This is a genomic window from Candidatus Neomarinimicrobiota bacterium, from assembly GCA_022573815.1.
Lineage (GTDB): Bacteria > Fidelibacterota > SORT01 > SORT01 > SORT01 > JACZTG01.
Genome location: JACZTG010000003.1, coordinates 94,999 through 121,456 on the forward strand (window position 1 = coordinate 94,999; position 26,458 = coordinate 121,456).

A 26,458-nucleotide genomic window follows, 5' to 3' on the forward strand; every position below is an offset into this window, starting at 1 on the left:
GATGTTAAAACTGATTCGATGAGCTACTTTCAAGTCCGGGAGCTGTGTAAAGATTTCGGATATTTGAAAGCTGTAAACAACGTCAGTTTTGAAATAAATAATAGCGAGACAATAGCCATATTCGGCGGAAATGGCGCAGGTAAGACCACTCTCATCAAAATAATCGCCACGCTATTATCTCCGACATCAGGCAGTATTTTCCTGAATGATGTTGAAATAAAGCATAATTCGGAAGAGATGAGAACTAATTTAGGACTTATTTCACATTCCCTTTTTCTTTACTCAGAGCTTAATGCGATAGAAAATCTACGTTACTTCGGAAAATTATACAGAGTAAACAATCTCGATGAACGCATAAATGAATTGCTCACGGAATTCGGACTCCTCCCGAGGATGTATGATTCGGTGAGAACTTACTCCCGAGGTATGTTGCAAAGGCTTTCAATAGCCCGCGCCCTGATACATAATCCGAAATTATTGCTGTTGGATGAGCCTTTTACAGGTCTCGACAGGTCTGCGGCAGAAACTCTTTTGCGGCATATGGAATCGCATCGGAATAGCGGCAGATCAATATTGCTTGTGACGCATAATCTTGAAAGAGGATATAATGCGGCAGATAAATTAGCGATTATGTCCAATGGACGGTTTGTTTGGGAATCCGAATCAGGAAATATCTCTTTAGACGATTTTAAACAAACATACACTGAAAAAGCGGTGGAGGTAATTGGTTGAAACATATCTCGCATCTCGCTACATTACTGTGGAAAGATTTATTGATAGAATTGAAATCACGCGAGACTATAATTTCGATGTTCCTTTTCTCGGTTATCGTGATTTTAATATTCAATTTTGCGTTTGAGGGCGATACAAAAACTATAACTAAACTAAGTCCCGGACTCATGTGGACCACATTTCTGTTTTTTGGCGTCTTGGGATTGAATCGATCATTCACTTTAGAAAAAGAGAATAACAGTTTACAGGGAACTCTTTTGGCTCCTGTGGACAGGAGCGTTATATACCTGAGCAAATTCATCAGCAACTTAATTTTTGTACTTATCGTGGAACTCGTTTCCCTGCCGCTGTTTGCCATTTTTCTCAATGTGAACTTATTTGCGCACTTCAATAATCTCTGGCCCATATTGCTTTTGGGAACTATAGGGTTTATTTCAGTAGGAACGTTGTTCGGCGCAATTTCTGTAAACACTAAGATGAGAGAAGTTATGCTCCCATTGCTGTTATTTCCGATAAGTACACCCGCATTTATAGCCTCAGCCAAATGTACGTCGGCAATACTAAGGGACAGACCGCTTGAAACATATTCAAACTGGCTGGGGATTTTAATTCTTTTTGACGTGGTGTTTTTTGTAACTTCATTTCTTATATTTGAATTTGTTGTTGAAGAATAGGATGAGTCTAAATGAAAAATAATTCATATGGTTTTGTAGATTTCATAGGGTTAGTTGCCCTTATGATGATTTTCATAGCGCTGGTATTGGTATTTGGATATGCGCCTATGGAAAAAACGATGGGTATGGCACAAAAAATATTTTACTTTCATGTGCCTTCGGCATTTATGGCATTCGCTTCATTCGCAGTAGTATTTGTTGCCAGCATTCTATATCTGAAAAGTAAAAACGATAAGTATGACAGAGTAGCATCCTCTGCTGCTGAAGTCGGAACTCTTTTTGCTCTTATAGTTTTGCTTACAGGTCCTATTTGGGCACGTTCAGCATGGGGCGTGTGGTGGACATGGGAACCGCGACTGACTACTACCTTGATTTTATTCCTGATATTTATCGGATATCTAATGCTGAGGAATTACGGAGCAATCGGCGAGCAGATGAAGAAATATTCTGCCGTGGTGGGCATTGTCGGATTTCTTGACGTGCCGATAGTATATACATCCATCAACTGGTGGTCGCCGGAGGCAACTGCGCACCCGCAAAGCCTTGAATTGGAAGCGAGTATGAAATTTGCGCTGACGTTTTCGTTCGTAACATTTTCGATATTATTATTATTCCTTATTCTTAAAAGAATAGATCTTGAACGATTAAGGAATAAATTGGAAGCCAAAAAAGCTAATTATCTTAGGTAAGGGGATTTTTCAATGGACCTATTCAAGAGTTTACCATATGCCATCGCAGCCTATGTAGTCATTGCCGTAGTGTTAACAACTTATTTTGGTTCTCTCCTCTGGCGAACAGGAAAAGTTCAGAAAGAAATTGATCATCTTGAAGGAATCGCTTCGCAGGGCGACTCCAAGAGAGACCTGAGCATTGAGAATAGAGAGAAGGGAATTGATGAGTAAAACCGTCATTCATATTATCGGAACCGGGACTATCGGCGAACCGCTTATAGGAATGTTGTTGGATTTTAAAGAGCCGCTCGGAGTGGATGAAATTACCTTTCATAAGAATACTCCTCTGAGAGGTGACCGGTCAAAAGTTGTTGATCTTCTTCGGAGGGGAGCAAGACTGGCTGTTGGCAAGGATACAAAAAACGGATTTCTTGAGTTGGGTATCACCCCAACATATGAATCGGTAGAAGCTATAGATAATGCCACAGTGGTAATTGATTGTACGCCAAAGGGGATCGGTCATAAAAATAAAACCGAGTATTACAGCAAGTTTACACACAATACGAAAGGTTTTATTGCACAGGGAAGCGAGTTCGGTTTCGGCAAACCTTATGCGAGGGGAGTTAACGACGAAGCGCTAAACAGTGAAGAAGACCAATTCATACAAATTGTCAGCTGCAATACCCACAACATATCGTCACTTATCAATACGATAGCATATTATAATAAAGACTATGATAATCTTGTTGAAGGTCAGTTTGTTTGCATCAGGCGCGCTAACGACATTAGCCAGGAATCCAATTTTATACCTGCGCCGGTTGTAGGAATACATTCAGATGAAAAGTACGGAACTCATCATGCGAAAGATTCAGCTTACCTTTTCAATACAATTGGGGTAAAGCCGAACATATTTTCTTCGGCTATGAAAGTAAATTCACAGTATATGCACATTCTTCATTTCAACATTAAGCTAAAGGAAGAGATCACATTAGAAGGTATATACGAAAGGCTTGCAGCTAATCCTCTTGTGGCAATGACGCATAAGCTCAGTACGAGCAAAGTATTTTCCTTCGGAAGAGATCACGGTCATTATGGTAGAATTCTTAATGAAACTGTAATTGCAAAACCGACCCTTCACTTGAAAAACAAACACGAAGTCATTGGCTATAGTTTCACGCCTCAGGATGGGAATTCCCTGTTGAGCAGTATTTCCGCAGCGTTATGGTTTATTGACCACTCAACATATAATGATCGTCTTCAATGTCTCAAGGACCTATTCTTTGTAGAGGTATAAGTATGCGCGTCAAGAAATTTGTATTAGGTGTGTACGAAGAAAATTCATATCTGATTATTGATGATGAAACCGATGAAGCGATTGTCATTGATCCCGGTGAAGGACCTTCGGCTTTATTAGAAACGATTTCTTCCTCAAATCTATCTGTCAAATATATTCTGAATACGCACGCTCATATAGATCATGTTCTTGGTGTTGAAGAAGTTAAAAAGAAGACGGGCGCTCCATTTTATCTTTGCGAAAAAGACCTGTTTCTTTTGGATGCTTTGCCGGCTCAGGCGGAAATGTTGGGAGTTAACGGGAATTTCACTGTTCCCGAGGTTGAAGGAAATATATCAGAAGGTGATATTTTTAAAGTTGGATCAATAAGTCTGAAAGTTTTAGAAACTCCGGGTCATTCGCCCGGAAGTGTCTCATTCGTCACAGATGAAGCAGTGTTTGCCGGAGATGTGTTATTTGCGGGTAGCGTGGGTAGAATTGATCTACCCGGCGGTTCTTGGGAGATTTTGAAATCTTCGCTTCAGGAGAAGATATGCGTTCTTGATAGAGACACCGTTGTCTTTTCAGGTCATGGTCCGGAAACTACTATTGGGAAAGAGTTAGACAGCAACCCGTATCTTCAGCCGGGAGCAAGTCTTTGAAAGTTAAAATACTCTTTTTCGCCTCGCTCAAGGATATAACCGGAGAAAACGCTGTTGATTTGGAATTGGAGGAAAATGCTACGGTGGAATCTGTTAAAATAAAAATTACTTCTATCTATCCGAAATTGGAGCCACTGCTCAATTTTGTCAGAATCGCGATAAATCAGGAATTCGCCGAAGCAGAATCCGTTATAAATAATGGTGATGAATTAGCGTTTCTTCCTCCTGTTAGCGGCGGTTAAATGCTTGTTAGAATAACCGATGGAAAAATAAATGAGGAAGAGACAACCGCTTCAGTGAAGAATAACGAATCAGGAGCAGTTATCACCTTTTTAGGAACGGCACGGCGGAGTTCGAGAGGTCGGGAAGTGATTCACCTTGAGTACGATGCTTATCCTGAAATGGCAGAAAATAAGATGAAAGAAATCATCACTGAACTCATTGATAAATATCAAGTTAACGATGCTGCTTTTATCCATCGGATTGGTAAAGTTGAGTTGGGAGAGACAATAGTTATTATCGCAGTCAGCGCGCCTCACAGCAAGGAGGCATTTGAAGCGAGCCGCTATGCCGTTAAACGATTAAAATCGGTTGTTCCTATCTGGAAAAAGGAAGTTTGGGCTGACGGCGAAGAATGGATAGGTTATGAGGGAGATTTTTCAGAAGAACATCATTGACCTCTCCAAGTTTCTAATATTAGAGACTTTAAACTGTAAATTGCTTCATTTTCTTGCTCTCGCAAGGAAAATAGATTATCTTTAAGCTATAGTATAATAACGGCATCACGGAATCAGTTTAAGGTTTGCTATGAAGAACGATAAAAACATAACGAAATTTAAAAAACAATTCGTTCAGTTTGCAAGAGAGAACGATCTTCTTAAAAAGGGCGATTCTATACTTGCGGCTGTATCGGGTGGAGTAGACTCAATAGTTATGCTGCACCTTCTTCACGAAATCAGTGAAGAAACAGGTATATCGTTAACTGTAGTTCATTTCAATCATCAACTTCGTGATGAGGAATCAAAGCGGGATGCCGAATTTGTGAAAAATCTTTCTGAAAAATTGAATATATCTTGCACTGTTAAACTTATTGATGTCAAATCACTTTCTGAAAAGGAAGGAATATCCGTGCAGGACGCGGGGCACAGATTACGCCGGAAAGCGCAGCTTGATTTAGTGGAGGAATATGGTTTCGACAGCGTTGCTACGGCTCATCACAAAGACGATCAGCTTGAGACACTTTTAATGCGATTGATTTCCGGAGCGGGTCCTCAGGGTATGTCCGGAATAAGCATTAAAGAAGAGAGCTATATTCGTCCTCTTCTTTTTGCCGACAAACAGCAGATTACACAATACGCCGAAAGGAAGAAAATTGAATGGGTGGAAGATAGTTCAAACCGGAATAATAAATACATCAGAAATAAAATAAGATTAGAAGTTATTCCTACTCTGAAAGAGATAAATCCATCTGCCGCGGAAGTCGCATCAAGAACAGCTATCACATTCGGGCGGCTGACTTCCGATTTAGAGGATTTATCCGACAAAATTTTAGAAAAATCTATATTATCGGAGGGCAAATCCGAAATTATTCTTGCAATTCCTGAACTCTCTAATTACTTTAATATGATAGGGTATTTTATGATAAATAGAGCTCTGAAACGTATTGATAGGGAGTCTCCTACAGTTTTAAATCGTCAATTCAACGACCTTGCAAAACTCGTTGAAACAGGCTCGACCGGATCGGAGATAATTCTTTCAGATGGATATAGAGTTCTTAAAGATAGAGATCGATTAATCATTTATAATAACACAGAAGATATAAATGATGTTCAGATCAAAATTGGCATCCCGACTCATTACAGGGATATGGTTCTCGAAACAAACCGCGTTCAATGGGACTCCGATTCACAGTTTCCGCAAGATGTTCAACACGAGGTAGTGGATAACCGGCTGATTGACGGGGGAGTTCTTAAGTTAAGAAGATGGAAAGAGGGAGACCGGATTCATCCTCTCGGTCTGAAAGGAACAAAGAAAGTAAGCGATATTCTCACTGAGGCAAAAATGCCTCTAAACAGGAAAAGAGCATTTCCTATTGTGGAATATGATGGAGATGTTGTTTGGGTTTGCGGGATTCGTCTCAGCGATCAATTTAAAGTGACAGAAAATACAACTGATGTTGTTCATCTTAAAATCAGAAATCTAAATTTTAATTGATAATTGCTTAGCAAAGAAACTATAAGACATTATTCCCGTGAGGAAAACTTGGAAATGGTAATTTCTAAGGAAGAGATAGAGAATAAAATTAGCGAAATGGCATTGACATTAAAAAAAGATTATAAAGATAAAGAGCCCATACTGATTGGAGTCTTGAACGGTTCTTTTATGTTTATGGCTGATTTGATTCGAAAGCTGGATTTGGAATGCGAAGTTGATTTCATAAAGATATCAAGCTATGCCGACGCGACCAGGACGAGCGGAACGGTGAGGTTGATCAAAGACATCTCAGCAGATATTACCGGCAGGCATGTTCTAATAGTCGAGGATATAGTTGACACAGGATTGACGGTGAGGTTTTTGAAAAGGAGAATGGAAGAGAGCGGTACAAAATCAGTTGAATTCGTAACTCTTCTATTCAAAGATACAAAAGCAAATGTAGGAGTTGACATAAAGTATGTTTTATTCAATATACCAGATAAATTTGTTGTAGGTTACGGTTTGGACTATGCGCAAAAATTAAGGAGACTGAATTCTATATATGCCATGCGGGAACTTCCGCCGGCATAATACGTGAATATAGATTAGATATGGATAGAGAAAAAGAATACGATAACGAAAATAGCCTTAATCGAAAAAAAGGTAAGGGCAAGGGTCCCGTTCGAAAAATAAGATTACGTCCAAAGAACTCGTCAAATAGTAACAAGAAATCCGGCGACGATAACCAGCCGGGCAAAAAAGCAGTTCGTAATCTTATGCTTTGGTTAATGATTGCGGTAGGATTTATTATCTTAGCCCAAATTTTAGCATTTGATCAGAAAGCGGAAGTCGAAATTACTTTTACCGAATTTAAATCTTTGCTCAATAATGGGGCTATAGAAAGAGCTACCATAATTGAAAACGATTTTCACGGTGAATTATACTCGCCGATAACTTTTTTCAGACCCTCACGCAAAACGACACAGAGCGATTCTACAGCTGTTATAGTAGAAAGCAAATTTAAGGTGATACTACCGGCAGGTTACGTGGATCAGGAAGTCCTGACTCAATGGGATGGCGTCGGTCTTAAATATAATTTCCAAGAAAAAACAATGGATTGGGTCGGATATTTAATTCAGATGAGTCCGTGGATTTTGATATTTGTGTTTTGGTTTTTTCTTATGCGCCGAATGCAGGGTGGAGGACAAAAGGGTATTTTCTCATTTGGTAAGAGTAAGGCGAAAGTGAGGACGGATAAAGATCCTGTCGTTACTTTTGATGACGTAGCGGGAGTAGTTGAGGCAAAACAGGAACTCGAGGAGATAATCGGATTCTTGAAGGAACCGGAGAAGTTCAGCCGTCTGGGTGGCAAAATTCCAAAAGGCGTATTATTGACAGGTCCTCCGGGGACCGGAAAGACTTTATTGGCAAAAGCTGTCGCAGGAGAAGCAGGAGTTCCGTTTTTCAGCATCAGCGGCGCCGATTTTGTTGAGATGTTTGTGGGAGTGGGCGCTTCAAGGGTCAGAGATTTATTCGCGCAGGGGAAAAAGAATGCTCCTTGCATAATCTTTATAGACGAATTGGATGCCGTTGGGAGAACGAGAGGCGCCGGATTGGGCGGCGGTCATGACGAACGGGAGCAGACGTTGAATCAACTTCTTGTTGAAATGGACGGATTTGAATCCAACGAGGGTGTAATATTGCTTTCAGCGACAAATAGAGCCGATGTATTGGATAGAGCGCTTTTACGGCCGGGAAGGTTTGACAGGCTGGTGATAGTTGGAAATCCCGATGTGCGGGGTAGAGAAGCAATCCTAAAGGTTCATGTAAGGGATATTAAAATGTCAAAGAAGGTAGATTTATCTGTTCTTGCGAAGGGCACTCCCGGACTTTCAGGGGCTCATCTTGCCAATCTTGTGAACGAAGCGGCTCTTTTAGCGGCATTAAAGAATAAAAAATCGGTAGAAATTGAAGATTTCGAAGAGGCTAAAGACAAGGTGATGATGGGTGTGGCTCGCAAGAGTTTAATCATTAGTGATGAAGAAAAAGAAATAACTGCTTATCATGAAGCCGGACACGCGTTGGTGGCAAGAGCAATACCTGAAGCAGATCCAATTCACAAAGTCACTATCGTTCCGAGAGGTAATGCGCTTGGTACTACACACCAGTTGCCGATGGACGAGAAATATAACTATTCGCGTACATTAGTTAACGCACAATTGACAATATTGCTTGGAGGCAGATCCGCCGAAAAAGTGATTTTCAATGAGCTTACCACCGGTGCCGGAAACGACCTCGAAAGAGCAACCGAGCTTTCTCGTAAAATGGTATGCGAATGGGGTATGAGTGATAAAATGGGTCCTCTGACGTTCGGCAAGAAAACGGGAGAGGAAATCTTTATCGGAAGGGAAATCTCCCAGCGTCGGGATTATAGCGAAAAGACAGCTCAAATAATCGATGAAGAAGTTAAGAAAATCGTTCTTCAGGCTGAAAAAAGAGCTACTATTTTAGTTAAGAAAGACCTACCTGCTCTAAAAAGAATTGCAAAAGCATTGTTGGAATATGAGGTAATTGACAGCGTCGAATTGGATGACCTGATAGCGGGAAAAGAAATATTTCCGAATAACAGAAGAAATGGAACAAAAAAATCAAAATCTAAAATTGGCAATAAAACCAACAGGAAGAAAAGTAATGCTAAAAAGGGGGAGCATAAGTAATAAGTATGACGGTTCCTTTACCGGGTAGGGGCTAAGAAAGTGCCCGCATCGAAGGTAGAATCACTTTCTCTTCAAGCGGGTGATTACCTTCTCCAATTCAATAGACGTACACTTGTAATGGGAATATTAAATGTGACTCCCGATTCATTCTCCGACGGCGGAAAATACATCAATAAAGACAATGCTGTCAGTCATGGGATAAAATTAGCGGCAGAAGGATCTGATATTATTGATATTGGGGGCGAATCCACAAGACCGGGAGCAGCGCCTCTTTCATTGGAAGACGAATTGGAGAGAGTCATACCTGTAATCAGGGAACTTGCCAAAGAAATACGGGTTCCAATATCAATTGACACATATAAATCTGAGGTCGCCCGGGAAGCATTAGATGCCGGTGCATCAATGATAAATGATATTAGCGGATTAAACTCAGATGATAAAATGGCGGGATTAGTTGCCGAATATGATGTCCCTGTAGTACTGATGCACATCAAAGGGACTCCGAGGGATATGCAAATTAATCCTCATTACGAAAATATGATGTCTGAAGTAAGGAATTCCCTTGCAGATTCTATTGATATAGCTCTTAATGCAGGGGTTGATAAAAATAAAATTATTGTGGATCCCGGTATAGGTTTTGGCAAAGATCTGATGGATAATTTCTCTTTAATAAAAAATCTGGATTATTTCAAATCTTTAGGTCATCTCATTCTTATCGGACCTTCAAGGAAATCATTCTTGTGGAAAACTCTTGATGTTTCCCCGGATGAGACAATCGAAGCAACAGCAGCGGCTGTAACGGCTTGCATTATGGCAGGTGCGGATATTGTCCGAATCCACGACGTAAAAGAAGTTATGAATGCCGTAAAAATCGCGGATTTAATCGTTTCGGCGCCGGGATTAAACTGATATGGTGCTGTTTAAATTAGGTTTTCTTTCTGTCACTCTTGTGGACGTTTTGGACGTCTTAGCAGTAGCCTTTGTTTTTTATAAATTATATCAGGCATTGAGTGGAACTCGCGCAGCGCAAATGATGATTGGATTAGCCGGAATACTAATGGTCTCGGTTGTTGTGCAGTTTCTTAATATGAGCGGAATGGCCTGGTTGATAGAAAATATTCGCACAGTTTGGGTAATTGCCTTTGTTATCCTATTCCAACCTGAATTGAGGCGCATCCTCCTCACACTCGGACAAAGCAGACTCGCCAGGAAACTGTTCCAGGTAGAAGAGCTGAGGGCGATTGACACAGTTGTAGAAACATCTTTTGAATTGTCGAAAAAACGGTATGGTGGATTAATAGTCATTCAAAGAGACGGAGGACTGAAATCTATCGTTGAAAAAGGCGTTAAATTAAATGCCCGGGCAACAGCGGAATTGCTTGTATCAATATTTAATCCGCAATCTCCTCTACATGATGGAGCTGTCGTCATTATGGGTGAAACGATAGAAGCCGCTAAATGTATTCTTCCTCTTTCGGATAATCCTACTATAGACAAGAGAATGGGGACGAGGCATCTTGCCGCATTGGGATTGTCGGAAGAATCGGATGCGGTGGTTGTTGTTATCTCGGAAGAAACCGGAAAAATTGCGCTCGCGCATAAGGGAGTTTTTCAGAGAGGCTTGGACGAAAGCACACTTAGAGGATTGTTAAATAAATTATTGATACCTTCAGCATAATATTAAATTAATTGAAAAAACTCGAAGCGATAATAAAACCGTTTAAACTCGATGAAGTAAAAGAAGCGTTGATTGAGATGGGCGTGAAAGGTATGACGGTTTCGGAAGTAAAGGGCTATGGAAGGCAAAAGGGACAATCCGAGCTTTATAGAGGACGGGAATATCATATAGATTTTTTACCCAAAGTAAAAATTGAAGTTGTTGTAACTGATGATAAGGTAGATGAAGCAGTTCGGAAGATATTGAAAATAGCCAAGACAGGACAGATGGGAGATGGAAAGTTATTTATAAGCAATATCGAAGACGCCATAAGGATTCGAACAGAAGAATCCGGCGATGATGCCCTAAACTAAAAAGGAGGTTTTATTAATGGCAGCTGATCGCGAAGAAGTTTACAAATTAGCAAAGAAGTCCGGAGCGCAGGCGGTAGATTTGAAATTCATGGATTTTCCGGGCTCGTGGCAGCACTTCACGGTGCCCATAAGACATCTAAACGACGATATGTTTGATGAGGGACTCGGATTTGACGGTTCGAGTATCAGAGGCTGGAAGGAGATTAACGAATCAGACATGCTGGTCATACCAGATCCTACTACGGCGATAATTGATCCGTTCTTAGAACCGGTAACTCTCAGTCTGGTATGCGATGTTCACAATCCTATAACGAAAGAAAGATACAGTCGCTGTCCGAGGTTTATCGCGCAGAAAGCAGAAAATTATTTTAAATCTACATCGATTGGTGACAAAGTGAATATTGGACCTGAAGCTGAATTCTTTATTTTTGACGATGTCAGGTTTGATCAAACCGAAAATTCAAGTTTTTATATGGTTGATTCTACCGAGGGCAGATGGAACTCGGGTACGGACGAAGGACCCAATCTCGCGCACAAACCGAGATATAAAGGGGGTTATTTTCCTGTTCCGCCTACTGATTCCTTATCGAATTTGCGTAGTGAAATGATGTTGATTATGGAAGCGAGTGGTCTCGAAGTTGAGGCGCAACATCATGAGGTAGCTACGGGAGGTCAGTCCGAAATTGATTTAAAATATAATACACTTCTAAAAATGGCAGATGGAATGGTGTTATTTAAGTATATCATCAAGAACACGGCTCGGAAGCACAATAAAACGGCAACGTTCATGCCTAAGCCGCTATTTGCTGATAACGGTACGGGAATGCATACTCATATCAGCCTGTGGAAAGGAAAAGAAAATCTGTTCGCAGGGACGGAATATGCCGGATTAAGCGAAATGGGAATGCATTTTATAGGAGGTCTGTTGAAACATGGGCCGGCTGTAGTTGCGTTTACAAATCCCACTACAAATTCCTACAAACGTTTAGTGCCGGGCTATGAAGCGCCCGTGAACCTGGCGTATTCACAGAGTAATCGAAGCGCTGTGATACGGATTCCTATGTATTCTGCAAGCCCTAACTCAAAGCGGATTGAGTTTAGAGTGCCTGATCCGTCGTGCAATCCGTATCTGGCATTTTCGGCTATCTTGATGGCCGGTCTTGACGGGATACAGAACAAAATAGACCCGGGCGAGCCGCTTGACCGGAATATCTATGACCTGAAGCCGGAAGAGCTGAAAAATGTACCGGGCACTCCCGGCACTCTTGAAGAAGCGTTGAATGCTTTAAAAGATGATCATGAGTTTCTTCTGAAAGGTGACGTTATGACCGAAGATGTCCTGAACAAATGGGTTGAGTATAAAATGGAAAATGAGGTCAACGAGATGAGGCTAAGGCCGCATCCGTACGAATTCGCTCTATATTATGATGTGTAGTGATATTTGTTAACTAAGAAAGTTTTCAGCGGATAAGGTTTTCGTACTCTCGCAGATATGAGCGAGCCATGACTTCCGAGGTGAAATTTTGCAGCGCCCATTTCCTGCAATTAGAGGGTGAAATTCGCTCAATTGATTCAATAGCGTGAGCCAGTTCATCAATTGAATCGCAGCGATATCCAACATCCTCAGGCACGAGTTCAGGCATCGCGCCCCAATTAGTGGTTATAACGGGTGTTCCGCTGATGTGAGCCTCTGTCACCACTAACCCAAATGGCTCCTTCCAACGAATTGGAAATAAAAGGGCTTTTGCTCCCGCTAACAAGATTGCTTTATCCCTGCCGTCCACTTCCCCTACATACTTTATATTTTTGCGGAAATTTAAACGTCGACCCCCGGCTATGATGAGCTTAAAATTGAGTTTTTTGGCGAGTTCAACAGCCGTATCAACCCCTTTAATACTGCGGGAAACTTTAGATAGAAACAGAATATAGTCATCTTTATTATCTTTATAAATAAACTCGTCGGGGTCAATACCGTTATAGACATAGCGGTTCGAATCATGCCTTGCGGCATGATTTCGGCTGAGAAAAACAGTGTTTGGAAGAAATTTTTCGTCTGGTTTGCCATTTCCGTGGATGGTAACTAAAAACGGTTTATCGGGGAATACGAGCGGAGTGCTGTGGTAATGAACAACATCCGTATCATGGGGAATGTATGGAGTATAGTCAGTTACATTCTTTGGAGTAGGTATTAATATTGTTCCCGGAATATCAGTTCCCTTTTGCGAGACGAGATAAACCGTATGCCCTAACTGTACAAGGGCTTTGGATAACCACTCGATGATACGTTGTATGCCGCCATAATTTTTTACGGGAAGTTTATAATGGCTGATTTGAGTAATCTTCATTAGTTAAAAATAAGAATGCCAATGAGCGTAATTCAACCATTATAGCTGTAAAGATTCTCAGGCGTAATGCCAAGTTAATTTAATAATAATCGATTAATACGGAACGCATATGTTGACAAGCAGTCAAGTAGTATTTAAATTAAATCTTTATTTTTAATTGGGATAAATATGTTTGATACTGAAAAAGAAAGATCCAAAGAGCTGACCACGAGGCTTGAAGAGCTCAGGGTGTATCTTTGAAATATCTTCCAAGAGTAAAAAGCTTGATGAATTAAGGGAGAAAACGGTGCAAACAGATTTTTGGAATAATGGCGAAGCAGCGCAGAGTGTGTTGAGAAAAATTACCACTCTCGAAAAGTCAGTTAAATCATTTGAAAAAGCTGCGCGTTTAAGCGATGATGCAAAGACCCTTTTAGATTTAGCGGAAGAAGATGAAGGAGAGGAATTGGGTGATGAAATCACTCAAACTCTTGAAGAATTTGACAAGAGCATCGAAAATTTGGAATTTAACAGGATGCTTGGCGGAAAAGAAGATATGAATAATGCCATCGTTTCTATCAATCCCGGCGCGGGAGGAACTGAATCTCAGGATTGGGCTTCAATGCTTTTGAGGATGTACGAAAGATGGGCAACAGACAAGGGATTCGATTCTGCGATTCTGGATTTTCAGCCCGGCGATGAAGCGGGTATAAAAACCGTGACCTTTGAGGTTATTGGGGATTATGCGTATGGTTATCTAAAAGCGGAAGCGGGTGTTCATCGGCTGGTAAGACTTTCACCTTTCGATTCCGCAAACAGAAGACACACATCGTTTGCATCGGTGTTCGTCTATCCTGAAGTAGATGATGAAATCGAGATAGAGATCGAAGCGGCTGATCTAAGGATAGATACATATCGAGCCAGCGGCGCGGGTGGACAGCATGTAAATAAAACCGATTCCGCTATCAGAATCACTCATCTTGCAACCGGCTTAGTGGTTCAGTGTCAGAACGAGCGTTCGCAGCATAAAAACAAAGCTACCGCGATGAAAATGCTGAAGGCAAAATTATATACTCTTCAGCTGGAAGAACAGGAAAATAAGAAAAAGGAAATGGAGTCCACCAAGCAGGAAATAGGATTCGGCAGCCAGATCAGGTCATATGTATTTCATCCTTATAATATGGTGAAAGACCATCGAACGGGGACTGAAACTGGTAATGTGCAAGCTGTTATGAACGGCAAGTTGGACGAATTCATTAAATCTTATTTATTAAGCAAATCAGAGAAAAAATAAATTGGCCGAAAAGAGTAAACATAAAACACTTGAACAATTACGAGAAACGCGCATAGAGAAGGTTAATGCCTTGCGTGAAAAAGGTGTGAATCCTTATCCGTATAGTTATGATGTAAGCAATTCCATTGAAAGTTTGTTTACCGATTTTGATAAACTAAAAGAGAGTCAGGAAGATGTCACCATCGCCGGACGGATAACCTCCATACGCGGTATGGGAAAAGTATCATTTGCTCATCTGCAGGATCAGACCGGAAAAATACAGCTCCACATCAGAAAGGATGAAGTAGGGGAAGAACTGTTTGATATTTATAAACTCCTGGACTTAGGTGATTTTGTCGGTATTAAGGGACATCTATTCATCACCAAAACCGAGGAAAAAACTGTTTGGGTGAAAAAGTTTGAGATTCTGTCAAAGTCAATAAGACCATTGCCTGTCATTAAATCAAAAGATGAAGACGGCGAAACCAAAGTATTTCAAGAATTCTCCGACAAGGAACAGAGGTATAGACAGCGGTATGTTGACCTTGCCGTGCATGAAGATGTCAGAAACACTTTTGTGCAACGGACAAAGATTGTAAGCACTATGCGGAATTATCTTGATTCAAAAAAATGTATGGAAGTTGACACGCCGGTATTGCAGCCCATTTACGGTGGGGCAATGGCTGAGCCGTTTGTGACTCATCATAACGCATTGGATACCAAACTGTATTTGCGGATTGCAGATGAATTGTATCTGAAAAGGCTTCTCGTGGGCGGATTTGAAAGGGTCTATGAGTTTTCCCGCGATTTCAGGAACGAGGGAATGGACAGGTCGCATAACCCTGAGTTTACAATGTTAGAATTATATATCGCGTATTGGGATTACCGCGATATGAAATCTTTGGTTGAGGAGATGGTTTCGGAAATAGCCCGAACGGTAAACGGGACTACCGAGATTACGTATCAGGGGGTAACAATAGATTTAAAACCGCCCTGGAAGGAAATAACATACTACGACGCATTAAAAGAGTATGGCGGTGTTGACCTCCACGGAGCATCGAAGAAGGATGTTGTTAAAGCCATAAAAAATTCCGGGGTAGATGTGGATCTGACTCTCCCTGAAGGCAAAATGTTAGATAAATATTTCGGCGCTGTAGTTGAGCCTAATCTGGACGGTCCCATATTTGTAATGGACTATCCGCTTATGCTTTCTCCTCTTGCAAAAAGGCATAGGGACGACCCGACACTTGTTGAGCGTTTTGAACCATTCCTTTTCGGAATGGAAATCGGAAACGCCTTCACAGAGCTTAACGACCCTATTGACCAACGAGAACGATTTGAGATGCAGGCAGTTGCGCGTTCCGAGGGAGACACCGAAGCTCAGCAGTTGGACGAAGACTATATCCGCGCGATGGAATACGGAATGCCTCCCAATGCGGGATTGGGTATCGGTATCGAACGCCTTGTGATGCTGATGACCGATTCTCCCTCTATCAGAGATGTTATTCTGTTTCCTTTATTAAAACCGGAAGGATAACTTTGGCGATTGAATTTTTCATCGCTCGCCGCCACCTGTTTTCGCACAAAAAAATCGGGTTCATTTCTTTTATTTCGGTTTTAAGTATCGCCGGTATTGCTATCGGTGTTGCGTCGCTTATTTTAACACTTTCGATAATGGAAGGATTTGAAACTGAGATAAAGGAAAAGATCATAGGTTTCGATTCTCATATTCGTATCAGGCAATATCATTTTCGTCCGATGGAAAATTATCATGCTGTGTCAGATTTGATAGAGAGTGTTGATGGAGTAGAAGAAAGTTATCCGTACATATTTCGTGAAGCGCTCATACGTTCGAAAGCGAACCTGGATGGGATTATTATTGAAGGTGTGGAGGAAAACGACAGGACATTTCTAAACCAATTGGAACATTTTTCGTCAGGTCAATTAGAGTCGTTTTCAATAGTGGAAAACGGTCTTTCGCCTTTGATATTGGGCTCGAAATTGGCGTCAAAATTGGAAGTAGAGAAAGGCGACAGTGTAACGTTGATGGTCTATGAAGGTCTGACAGGTCCATTTAACATACCGTTTGTGAGGCGTTTCGAAATTGCGGGATTATTTCAAACCGGGATGGCGGAATTTGACGGTGTATTTGCGTATATGCCATTGGCGGCAGCTCAGTCGCTGTTTAAAATGGGTCATTCTGTTACAGGAATAAAAGTCTTTGTGGATAACTTTGAAGATGCCGCATTGATTTCAACGGTAATTGAAGAAAAACTCGGCGGATATCCGTTTTTCCCATTGACGTGGAAACAAAGACATAGCAATCTTTTCAAGTGGCTTGATACTCAGAGATTGCCGATGCTTTTAGTGTTCGGACTTATTGCGATTGTAGCAATATTCAATATCACCAGCACGCTTGTAATGATTGTTATTGATAAATCGCATGAGATAGGAGTGTTGCGTGCGATGGGATTTCGGACCGTGATAGTACTGAAAATATTTTTAATTGAAGGGGGAATAATCGGTGTATCGGGAACGTTGATAGGGATGATTATTGCTTATGGATTAGGGGTATTACAGCAGACCGAAAAATTAATATCTCTTCCGACCGATGTATATTTTATGGATGCTTTGCCGGTCTTAATGCTTCCAAAATATTTCATTATCACCGGCGCCGCGGCTTTGTTCCTCTGTATGACAGCCACGCTGTATCCTGCGTTCAAAGCGTCTAAACTGATGCCCGCTGTTGCATTGAGGGATGAATAAAATGGCGGGAGAATTTTTTATCGCAAAAAAGTATTTTTTCTCAAAAAAACGCGTCGGTATGATCTCAGCCACAGCAGCGATCTCAATTTTGGGATTTGCAGTAGGGGTTTGGGCGTTGATAACGGCACTCTCGGTGCTTGGCGGATTCGAGCGTGAAGTCAGAGAAAAAATATTGACCATAGATTCCCATATTAAAATCGAAAAAGAAATTGGGGAAGGTATAGAAGATTGGGAATCATTGATAAACGACATCGAAAAAATTGTAACCCCTAAGGCGGTCTCCCCTTATCTGATGGGGAAAGCAGTGATAAAAAATAAGCTCAAGCAGGGAGTGATACTGCTTAAAGGAACGAATGATACAGGTCTGAGAGAGGTAACCGATATCGCTTCAAGTATTGTTGAAGGGAGCGCATCATTAAGAGGCGATAATATGGCAGGTATCATAATCGGTCGGAACATTGCGGAAAGACTGCTTGCTGGAATTGGCGACACGGTCACAGTGATAAATCCACTTACTATGAATTCACCGTTTAGCATACCTCAGACGGCAAGATTTGAAGTAACAGGTATTTTTTCCGCGAATATCTTTGATTATGATGACGTTTACTCTTACGTCCATTATGAGGAAGCGCAAAAATTCATGCGATTCGGGAAAAAAGTAACGGGAATAGAAATGAGCTTCAGCGATTTTAGCGATTCATTTCCCGCTTCAGAAAAGCTGATCGAGAGTAATTTAGAGGGAATGAAAATATTGACCTGGTTTGATCTGCACAGAGATTTACTTGGAGCAATGAAACTCGAAAAGCTCGGCGCATTTGTAGTATTAAGCCTCATCATCCTGGTGGCGGGATTCAATGTTGTCAGTTCGCTTGTTATGATGGTAATGACAAAACGAAGAGAGATAGGAATATTAAAAGCGATGGGGGCTAACGATAAAAGTATCAGAAAGATATTTGTTTTTACGGGAATGTTTTCCGGTGGCATAGGAGTAATAGGAGGCTCTTTAATAGGCCTAATAATGGTATTTTTACAAAACGAATTCGGGTTTATAAAATTACCTTCCGAGGTGTATTTTATTTCTGTGCTTCCTGTAGATATATCGGTAGTGGAAATCGGCGCTGTGATATTCGTTTCCGTACTTATGGGCATCATTGCGACTATCTACCCATCTCGAAAAGCATCAAACCTTGACCCTATAGAGGCTATCAGGTATGAATGACACCAAGACAGATAATCTGTTATCAGCCCATGAGATTCGAAAAGTTTACGATTCATCGGGCGGTAAGGTGGAAGTATTAAAGGGAGTGTCCCTGGAAGTTCGTTCCGGTGAGATTGTCAGCATAATCGGAGCTTCAGGAGTGGGCAAAAGCACTCTTTTGAATATTATAGGAACTCTTGACAGGCCGACATCGGGGGAACTGATTATAAATGAGAAAGATGTATTTAGTATGTCGGATTCTGAATTATCGAGATTTCGAAACGTCAGCATCGGATTTATATTTCAATTCCATCACCTTCTTCCGGAGTTTACAGCATTAGAAAACGTGATGCTGCCCGCTCTCCTATCAGGTAATTCAAAAGAAGCGGTAATGGATAAAGCCTCTTTACTTCTGGCGGATGTGGGACTCTCCAATAGAGAAACCCATAAACCTTCGGAGTTATCAGGGGGTGAGAGGCAAAGAGTAGCCGTTGCCCGTGCGCTTATGAACGACCCGGAATTGGTTCTCGCAGATGAGCCGTCGGGTAACCTCGACAGGGATAATGCGGAAGCTCTATATGAATTGATATGGAAGATGCGGGATGAGAAAAAACAGACATTCATCATTGTAACCCATAATGAAGAACTGGCGGAAAAAGCAGATAGGATAATTCGTTTGGAAGACGGAATAGTTAAAAATTAAAATTTTATCCGCTTTAAGTAATCTAACTCACTTTTTTAATTTATTGACTGAACTAATCTATGAACATACCGTTATATATATAAGGGGGACACTGAAATGGAGATTAATAGATATAAATGATGAAAATTTACTTAAACTACAGAGCTAATCGCTTGATTATCCTTGTTAATATTGTTAACTTTGCTTAGTTTAATGAGTATAAACAGCCAGTATTTAAGTAGATGATAGCTTGAGAGTGATAATGAGAGGACTCAAATTTGAAGAATAATTTTTCCAAACGCGTGCAGATGGTGATACAATTTTCCCGTGAAGAGGCGCTTAGGCTTGGACATAATTATATTGGCGCTGAACATCTTCTTCTTGGTATCATTAGGCAGGGTGACGGTTTAGCTGTTGAAATACTCTCAAATTTAGGGGTTGAGCTTGATGAGCTGAAACAGTCTTTGGAAGATGCCGTCAGGACTTCCGGGGGAACAATGACTCTTGGAAATCTGCCGTTGACAAAACGTGCTGAAAAAATACTCAAATCAACATATGACGAGGCAAAAAACTTTAAGTCTGATGTTATAGATTCTGAACATCTTCTTCTTGCCATCGCGGAAGAAGTTGACAGCGTTGCCGCCGAAGTTCTGGGGACGCTTGGAGTAGATTACGATCTGATTTACAGCGAGCTGGAGCGGATTCAGGAAGGTTCTGAGGATGTATCTCTGTTGCGCTCCAAAAAAGACGCTAAAACACCTGCGCTTGATCATTTCGGCAGAGACCTTACAAAACTTGCTGTGGAAGGGGATCTTGATCCCGTTATAGGCAGAGAGAAAGAGATAGAGAGAGTCGCCCAAATTCTTTCACGAAGAAAGAAAAACAATCCGGTACTTATCGGTGAACCGGGTGTAGGTAAGACTGCAATAGCCGAGGGGCTGGCATTACGGATTATCGAGCGCAAAGTGCCGAGAGTGCTTTTTGATAAAAAGATTATTACCCTTGATTTATCATCAATGGTAGCAGGCACAAAATACCGCGGTCAATTCGAGGAACGTATGAAGGCTATTATGACTGAACTTGAGAAGAATAGTGACATGATAATCTTTATAGATGAACTTCATACAATTGTCGGCGCGGGAGCAGCGTCAGGTTCGCTTGACGCATCAAATATGTTCAAACCTGCATTGGCGCGAGGGGAGATTCAGTGTATCGGAGCAACTACTCTTGATGAATACAGAAAATATATCGAAAAAGACGGCGCGCTCGACAGACGGTTCCAAAAGATAATGGTGAACCCGCCTACGGTTGAGGAATCAATCTTAATTTTACAAGGACTCAAATCAAGATATGAAGAACATCATCACGTTAAATACACCGATGATGCGCTTGAAACTGCCGTAAAGCTCAGTGATAGGTATATAACGGACAAGTATTTACCTGATAAAGCAATAGACGTTATGGATGAAACCGGCTCACGTGTTCATCTGTCAAATTTCAACGTACCTGAAGAAGTAATCAATCTCGAAACCGAGATAGATACACTAAAGAAAATTAAAGATGAAGTGGTAAAAAGTCAAAATTTTGAAAAAGCGGCCGAAATCAGGGATAAAGAAAGAAAGCTTATTGATGAGTTGGAAATTCAAAGAAATAAATGGAATGAAGAACAGGAAGGTAACATCGTTCTTGTAACAGAAGATGATATGGCGGATGTAGTCTCAATAATGACGGGTATTCCGGTTCATAGAGTTGCGGAATCTGAATCAGCCAGGCTGACTAATATTGAAAGCGAGCTTAAGAAAAAGATCGTAGGGCAGGACTATGTAATCTCACATCTTTCAAAGTCTATACGCCGGGCGAGGGCAGGACTTAAAAATCCAAATAGACCAATCGGGTCATTCATTTTTCTTGGTCCTACGGGCGTTGGTAAAACTGAACTCGCAAAGGTGCTTGCAAACTATCTATTTGAGGACGATGAGTCGTTCATCAGAATTGATATGTCTGAATATATGGAAAAATTTAGCGTATCCCGTCTTATGGGAGCCCCACCGGGATATGTGGGATACGAAGAAGGCGGAGATCTTACCGAAAAGGTGAGACGCAGACCCTATTCGGTAGTGCTTTTTGATGAGGTTGAGAAAGCCCATTACGACATCTTTAACATTTTGCTTCAGATTCTTGAAGATGGAGTTCTAACGGATAGTTTCGGAAGAAAAGTAGATTTTAGAAACACTATAATAATTCTTACTTCCAATATCGGCGGCAGAATGCTTCGAGCTAAGAGTCTCGGTTTCGGCGGCGATACCGTTAAGTCTCGAAACGAAGAGATAAAAAAGAAGGTTATGGACGAAGCGAAACAAATTTTCAATCCTGAATTTCTAAACAGAATCGATGAAATAGAGGTATTCAAAGAACTTGATCGCCCCGACGTATTGAAAATCGTTGATATTATGATTGATGAAATAAAGAAGCGGCTTTCTGACATGCACATAGAACTTCGAGTTTCCAGAGCAGTAAAATCCCACTTGCTTGAAGTTGGTTTTAATCGCGAGATGGGCGCGAGACCAATGAGACGAGCAATCGAAAAAGAAGTCGAAGATGCGATGGCAGAGCGTATATTATCAGGGGATATAGCGGATGGCAGTGTGGTTAAAATTGGCGTCTCAAAAGGAAAATTGACTTTTACAGAGGTTGAACGGAAAAAAATAACAAAAGATAAGATAGCGCTATCATCTAAAAAAGATAACAAGGTCAAAAAAGATCCTGTAACTTAAGATCATATTTTGCGTAAATAGACCCGATGGCGTATCAGTTGTCGGGTTTTTACGTTCCAATTGTAAATTGAAAGGTGAAATTATCAAACAGAATAGGAGGAAATAGATGCCGTATTTTTTCTGGGACTCCACGATGCTTATTCTTGTGCCTGCGATAATATTTGCTCTTTGGGCTCAATGGAAAGTAAAAAGCACAATCAAAAAGTACAGTAAGGTAGCTTCAAAGTCCGGACTGACGGGATACCAAATAGCCAAGAAATTGCTCGAGCGCAATAGTATAACCAATGTTGAAGTGGAAGAAACAGAAGGCAATTTAAGCGACCATTACGACCCGAAAGCGCGTGTCGTGAGGCTGTCCGATCAAATATATCACGGCACTTCTGTCGCTTCGATAGGAATAGCCGCTCATGAAGTAGGACACGCAATTCAGCATAACAAAGGTTACGCCCCGTTAAGATGGCGGCATGCGTTTTTCCCTGTAGCCAACTTGGGTTCTAAGTTATGGATTTGGTTGTTTTTCGGCGGAATGCTCTTTACCATTCCGCAATTGACTGATGCGGGAATAATATTTTTCTCAGCAACTCTGATTTTTCAGTTTGTAACGCTGCCGGTGGAATTTAACGCAAGTCGGCGAGCGCTTGCTCAGCTCTCTGACGGCGGTTACATCACTCGAGATGATACAGACGGCGCACGAGCGGTGCTTAATGCAGCCGCAATGACTTATGTAGCTGCGGCAGCCATTGCTGTTGCACAGTTAGTAAGGCTACTGATACTTAGACAAAGACGATAAAAAGTAAATAAAGATTTTTTTAAGGAGATAAAATGATAAGAAGAAGGAATGGAAAACGAAACGTACTGTATTATCTGCTGCCTGTACTTTTGGTAAGCATTATATTCAACAGCAGCGAGATAAGCGCACAACCAAGATCTAATTACTCTTTTTCTAAAATTGCCAAAAGCGCACTTTCTTCGGTAGTGAGTATTGAGACGACTAAATTAGTCAAAATGCGCAATTTAGGGCAGTTTCATCTGTTTAGGGAATTTGATGATAGTGGAGAAAATGGGAATGAAGAGATTCCAAGCGTGGGTGGCGGATCCGGTTTTGTCGTATCCGAAGATGGATATATTTTGACAAACCACCATGTTGTTGAGGGCGCGCTGCTGTTGAAGGTCACTCTATTAAACCACAAAGTATATGAAGCGAAAGTTGTTGGACTTGATTCTTTAACGGACCTTGCATTGTTGAAAATAGATGCGCGTAATCTTCATCCGGTAAAGTTTGCAAACTCTGATAAAACTGAAATTGGGGATTGGGTGTTGGCGCTCGGTAGTCCGCTCGGGTTAGAATCGACCGTAACCGCAGGCATAGTAAGCGCAAAAGGACGGGATATAAATATTGTAGGAAGAGATTTGAGCGCTACATCAAGAGGTTACGCTGTGGAAAGCTTTATACAAACCGATGCTGTTATAAATCCCGGAAACAGTGGCGGTCCATTGATTAATTCTGAGGGCGAAGTAGTTGGTGTAAATACCGCAATCGCAAGCAGGACAGGAGTTTATGCAGGATATGGATTTGCAATTCCCTCAAATTTAGCTCAACGTATTTTGAAAGATCTAATTGCATACGGTGAAGTGCGAAGAGGATACATAGGAATCAATATAGGAAATGTCGATGAAGATTTAGCCGAATATTTAGGATTGAATAGTGTGCGGGGAGTCATAGTAAACAATTTTGTACCCGGCGGGGCGGCTGAAAGCTCTAACCTGAAAATCGGGGATGTGATAACATATGTAGATGAGAAAAATGTGGACAGGGCAAATGAACTTCAAGCTGTTATCACTGGATACGGTCCTAAAGATAAAATAATATTAACTGTCGTCAGGAGAGGAATAACTAAAAAGATTCCGGTTACTTTAAAGGCGAGGGAAGTTAAAAGTAAGCGATTGGCTGAAAAATCTAAGCCAATTAAAAATCAACCTCCCCTGGGGCTACTCCTTGAAGACAGGGTACAAGTGCGGGAAAGCTGGAATCCGTTTACCGCAAGTTCAGGCGGCGGCGTGTCCGTATTAAAAGTGCGTCGCAGAAGCAGCGCTGCTGAGAAGTATATCCAAAAGGGAGATATTATTGAATCACTCAACGGCGTGCCGCTTAACAGCTTAAAAGATTGGAAACGGGGCATCGCAAAGGTAGAAGAAGGCGAAATAATACTATTGCGAGTGAAACGCCGCAACGGAAGTAATTTTATTGCGCTGCGTTTCTGGGGCGAATAAAAGTCATAAATTCCTGACATAATGGCAGTTAAACAGCAGAGTCCCCATTAGTCTCTCTTGCCCTTATGTTCTTGAATATCAATTAGTTATCTCTTTTAATAAAATTATGGTACGCTAATTGCAATTATAATTAGCAAAAGAGATAACTATAAGTATTTATAAGACTGTAAGGAGATAGCATAACAATGGGTAAGATTATTGGAATTGATTTAGGAACAACAAATTCTTGTGTGGCTGTTATGGAAGGAAACGATACGAAAGTAATCACAAACTCTGAGGGTGGACGCACGACTCCATCAATTGTTGCATTCGGCAAAGATGGTGAGAGGATGGTGGGTCAAGCTGCGAAAAGGCAAGCTGTCACAAATCCCACAAATACAATATTTTCCATTAAGCGATTCATGGGTAGATCTTATAGCGAAGTAAGCCAGGAAATAAAGCAGGTGCCGTATAAGGTTGTGAAAGGAAAAGGAGGAATCGCCCGTGTTAAGATAGAGGATAAGGAATATTCGCCGCCGGAAATAAGCGCAATGATATTACAAAAAATGAAACAAACCGCTGAAGATTATTTGGGAGAGAAAGTTACTGAAGCTGTGATAACCGTTCCCGCTTACTTTAACGATGCCCAGCGTCAAGCTACTAAAGATGCTGGTAAGATCGCAGGATTAGACGTAAAGCGGATTATAAATGAACCTACCGCAGCATCGCTGGCTTACGGGCTTGATAAGTCCAAAGATGATAAAAAGGATCAGAAAATCGCTGTTTTTGACCTTGGCGGCGGAACTTTCGATGTATCAATACTTCAGCTGGACCCTGAAATCGGGACATTCGAAGTCTTAGCAACGAATGGTGACACCCATTTGGGTGGGGACGATTTTGACCAGAAGGTAATACTTTGGTTGGTTGATGAATTCAAAAAACAAGAAGGTATAGATTTATCCGCAGATCCTATGGCGCTTCAAAGGCTTAAGGAAACTGCAGAAAAATCTAAAATAGAATTATCCACTTCACCGAAAACCACATTGAACTTACCATTTATCACTGCTGATTCAGCAGGGCCGAAACATCTCAATATAGATCTGTCCCGGGCTAAGTTTGAGGAGCTGATAGATGAAGATATGGAACGTTTGAAAGCCCCGTGCATCAGCGCTTTAAAGGATGCCAAGCTGAAAGCGTCCGATATAGACGAAATTGTTTTAGTCGGTGGCTCCACGAGAATTCCGAAGGTTCAGGAGATTGTGAAGGAGCTCTTTGGAAAAGAGGCTAATAAAAGCGTAAACGTGGATGAGGTAGTAGCGACAGGTGCCGCCATACAGGGTGGTATACTTTCCGGTGACGTTACTGACGTTCTCCTGATGGATGTAACTCCTCTATCCCTTGGTATTGAAACTCTTGGTGGAGTTTATACCAGATTGATAGAGAGAAACACGACTATCCCGACAAAAAAATCAGAGGTTTTTTCTACCGCTGCGGAGAACCAGACAAGCGTCGAAATTCATGTTCTGCAGGGAGAGAGAGACATGGCGGTAAATAATCGTACAATAGGCAGATTTCATTTGGAGGGAATACCACCTGCCGCACGAGGAATTCCCCAGATTGATGTCGAGTTTGACATTGACGCAAATGGAATTCTTCATGTCGCTGCAAAAGATAAAGCATCAGGAAAAGAGCAAAGTATTCGAATAGAAGCATCAAGCGGTCTTTCGGACGCTGAAATTGAAAATATGGTCAATGATGCTAAAGAACACGAAACAGACGACAAAGAAAAGCGAGAAGAGATTGATCTAAGAAATTCAGCGGATCAATTAATATATCAGACAGGAAAAAATATAAAAGAAATGGAATCAAAGCTGGATGACGACTCAAAGGCTAAATTAGAAGCCGGACAAGGCAGATTGAAAAAAGCTTTAGAGGGAACAGAATTAGAAGAAATCAGGTCCGCGTCAGATGACTTAAACTCGCTTTGGAGTGATATATCTGCAAAATTATACGATCAGTATAAGGCAGAAGACGCTACTTCATCTGAAGGAGATGCTCAGAAAGCGGATAAAGTTCAGAGCGAAGAAGAGGTTGAGGAAGCTGATTTTGAGGAGGTAGACCCCAAAAACTGATATAATTCCGCAACTTTTTGGTATTAAATGAGTTAAATGGCGAGGGAGAGCTATCCTTCGCCATTATTTTTTGGAGAATGAAGGCATATGAATAAAGGTTTAATAC

25 protein-coding genes are annotated in these 26,458 nt (G+C 41.2%); 24 read left to right on the forward strand and 1 reads right to left on the reverse strand.

All coding sequences use genetic code 11. From position 1 onward, the window contains the following. Positions 1 to 18 precede the first annotated feature (18 nt). The 15 genes from IIB39_02085 (at position 19) to glnA (ending at position 12,388) form a co-directional block, all read left to right on the forward strand. Positions 19 to 732: an ABC transporter ATP-binding protein gene (locus IIB39_02085; GenBank protein MCH8927487.1), complete on the forward strand. Its 714-nt coding sequence runs from the start codon at positions 19 to 21 to the stop codon at positions 730 to 732. Then, the gene (locus IIB39_02090; protein MCH8927488.1) at positions 729 to 1,406 is read left to right on the forward strand and encodes a heme exporter protein CcmB; all 678 of its coding nucleotides are present in this window, start codon (positions 729 to 731) and stop codon (positions 1,404 to 1,406) included. The genes IIB39_02085 and IIB39_02090 overlap by 4 nt, the downstream gene beginning before the upstream one ends. 11 nt (positions 1,407 to 1,417) lie before the next feature. Then, complete coding sequence (gene ccsA, locus IIB39_02095) at positions 1,418 to 2,095, forward strand: cytochrome c biogenesis protein CcsA (GenBank protein ID MCH8927489.1); 678 nt, start codon at positions 1,418 to 1,420, stop codon at positions 2,093 to 2,095. Between the two features lie 12 nt (positions 2,096 to 2,107). Beyond that, positions 2,108 to 2,308, forward strand: coding sequence for a hypothetical protein (locus tag IIB39_02100; GenBank protein ID MCH8927490.1), 201 nt, complete (start codon positions 2,108 to 2,110; stop codon positions 2,306 to 2,308). Further along, positions 2,301 to 3,371 carry a hypothetical protein gene (locus IIB39_02105; GenBank protein MCH8927491.1) on the forward strand — a complete coding sequence of 357 codons (1,071 nt, stop codon included), beginning with the start codon at positions 2,301 to 2,303 and terminating at the stop codon, positions 3,369 to 3,371. Before IIB39_02100 ends, IIB39_02105 begins: the two co-directional genes overlap by 8 nt. Positions 3,372 to 3,373: 2 nt before the next feature. Next, complete coding sequence (locus IIB39_02110; protein MCH8927492.1) at positions 3,374 to 4,012, forward strand: MBL fold metallo-hydrolase; 639 nt, start codon at positions 3,374 to 3,376, stop codon at positions 4,010 to 4,012. Further along, positions 4,009 to 4,254, forward strand: coding sequence for a molybdopterin converting factor subunit 1 (gene moaD, locus IIB39_02115; GenBank protein MCH8927493.1), 246 nt, complete (start codon positions 4,009 to 4,011; stop codon positions 4,252 to 4,254). Before IIB39_02110 ends, moaD begins: the two co-directional genes overlap by 4 nt. Beyond that, positions 4,255 to 4,689 carry a molybdenum cofactor biosynthesis protein MoaE gene (locus IIB39_02120; protein ID MCH8927494.1) on the forward strand — a complete coding sequence of 145 codons (435 nt, stop codon included), beginning with the start codon at positions 4,255 to 4,257 and terminating at the stop codon, positions 4,687 to 4,689. A 130-nt stretch (positions 4,690 to 4,819) separates the two neighbouring features. Beyond that, entirely contained in the window at positions 4,820 to 6,226 is a 1,407-nt protein-coding gene (tilS, locus tag IIB39_02125; protein MCH8927495.1) for a tRNA lysidine(34) synthetase TilS, read from the forward strand. A gap of 54 nt (positions 6,227 to 6,280) precedes the next feature. After that, a complete protein-coding gene (gene hpt / locus IIB39_02130; protein ID MCH8927496.1) occupies positions 6,281 to 6,796 on the forward strand; it encodes a hypoxanthine phosphoribosyltransferase in 516 nt (171 codons plus the stop codon). 20 nt (positions 6,797 to 6,816) lie between these two features. Next, the gene (gene ftsH / locus IIB39_02135) at positions 6,817 to 8,922 is read left to right on the forward strand and encodes an ATP-dependent zinc metalloprotease FtsH (protein MCH8927497.1); all 2,106 of its coding nucleotides are present in this window, start codon (positions 6,817 to 6,819) and stop codon (positions 8,920 to 8,922) included. 117 nt (positions 8,923 to 9,039) lie between these two features. Continuing rightward, positions 9,040 to 9,831: a dihydropteroate synthase gene (gene folP / locus IIB39_02140; GenBank protein ID MCH8927498.1), complete on the forward strand. Its 792-nt coding sequence runs from the start codon at positions 9,040 to 9,042 to the stop codon at positions 9,829 to 9,831. Between the two features lies 1 nt (position 9,832). Next, positions 9,833 to 10,600, forward strand: coding sequence for a TIGR00159 family protein (locus IIB39_02145; protein ID MCH8927499.1), 768 nt, complete (start codon positions 9,833 to 9,835; stop codon positions 10,598 to 10,600). 11 nt (positions 10,601 to 10,611) lie between these two features. Next, positions 10,612 to 10,953 (forward strand): P-II family nitrogen regulator, encoded by a 342-nt coding sequence (locus IIB39_02150; GenBank protein MCH8927500.1) that lies wholly within the window; start codon positions 10,612 to 10,614, stop codon positions 10,951 to 10,953. Positions 10,954 to 10,969: 16 nt separating this feature from the next. Next, the gene (glnA, locus tag IIB39_02155) at positions 10,970 to 12,388 is read left to right on the forward strand and encodes a type I glutamate--ammonia ligase (GenBank protein ID MCH8927501.1); all 1,419 of its coding nucleotides are present in this window, start codon (positions 10,970 to 10,972) and stop codon (positions 12,386 to 12,388) included. Between the two features lie 25 nt (positions 12,389 to 12,413). On the opposite strand, the gene IIB39_02160 is transcribed toward glnA, so the two are convergent. Continuing rightward, on the reverse strand, positions 12,414 to 13,298 hold the full coding sequence (locus IIB39_02160; GenBank protein MCH8927502.1) for a glycosyltransferase: 885 nt from the start codon (positions 13,296 to 13,298) through the stop codon (positions 12,414 to 12,416). Positions 13,299 to 13,466: 168 nt separating this feature from the next. Between IIB39_02160 and prfB the strand changes: the two genes are divergently transcribed. The 9 genes from prfB to dnaK all read left to right on the forward strand — a co-directional run bounded on the left by prfB (position 13,467) and on the right by dnaK (position 26,352). Further along, positions 13,467 to 14,571, forward strand: a protein-coding gene (gene prfB, locus IIB39_02165) for a peptide chain release factor 2 (protein MCH8927503.1) whose coding sequence is annotated in 2 segments (ribosomal slippage) — positions 13,467 to 13,535 and positions 13,537 to 14,571 — 1,104 coding nt in all. Because the reading frame shifts where the segments join, the coding sequence is not laid out codon by codon here. A gap of 1 nt (position 14,572) precedes the next feature. Then, a complete protein-coding gene (gene lysS, locus IIB39_02170; protein MCH8927504.1) occupies positions 14,573 to 16,087 on the forward strand; it encodes a lysine--tRNA ligase in 1,515 nt (504 codons plus the stop codon). 2 nt (positions 16,088 to 16,089) lie between these two features. Next, complete coding sequence (locus IIB39_02175; GenBank protein MCH8927505.1) at positions 16,090 to 17,316, forward strand: ABC transporter permease; 1,227 nt, start codon at positions 16,090 to 16,092, stop codon at positions 17,314 to 17,316. A gap of 1 nt (position 17,317) precedes the next feature. After that, on the forward strand, positions 17,318 to 18,535 hold the full coding sequence (locus tag IIB39_02180; GenBank protein MCH8927506.1) for an ABC transporter permease: 1,218 nt from the start codon (positions 17,318 to 17,320) through the stop codon (positions 18,533 to 18,535). Continuing rightward, positions 18,528 to 19,217: an ABC transporter ATP-binding protein gene (locus tag IIB39_02185; protein MCH8927507.1), complete on the forward strand. Its 690-nt coding sequence runs from the start codon at positions 18,528 to 18,530 to the stop codon at positions 19,215 to 19,217. The genes IIB39_02180 and IIB39_02185 overlap by 8 nt, the downstream gene beginning before the upstream one ends. A gap of 257 nt (positions 19,218 to 19,474) precedes the next feature. Next, positions 19,475 to 21,970: an ATP-dependent Clp protease ATP-binding subunit gene (locus tag IIB39_02190; GenBank protein MCH8927508.1), complete on the forward strand. Its 2,496-nt coding sequence runs from the start codon at positions 19,475 to 19,477 to the stop codon at positions 21,968 to 21,970. Positions 21,971 to 22,076: 106 nt separating this feature from the next. Next, on the forward strand, positions 22,077 to 22,760 hold the full coding sequence (locus IIB39_02195) for a zinc metallopeptidase (GenBank protein ID MCH8927509.1): 684 nt from the start codon (positions 22,077 to 22,079) through the stop codon (positions 22,758 to 22,760). A 32-nt stretch (positions 22,761 to 22,792) separates the two neighbouring features. After that, on the forward strand, positions 22,793 to 24,241 hold the full coding sequence (locus IIB39_02200; protein MCH8927510.1) for a trypsin-like peptidase domain-containing protein: 1,449 nt from the start codon (positions 22,793 to 22,795) through the stop codon (positions 24,239 to 24,241). 185 nt (positions 24,242 to 24,426) lie between these two features. Continuing rightward, positions 24,427 to 26,352, forward strand: coding sequence for a molecular chaperone DnaK (gene dnaK, locus IIB39_02205; protein MCH8927511.1), 1,926 nt, complete (start codon positions 24,427 to 24,429; stop codon positions 26,350 to 26,352). The last annotated feature ends 106 nt before the right edge of the window (positions 26,353 to 26,458 follow it).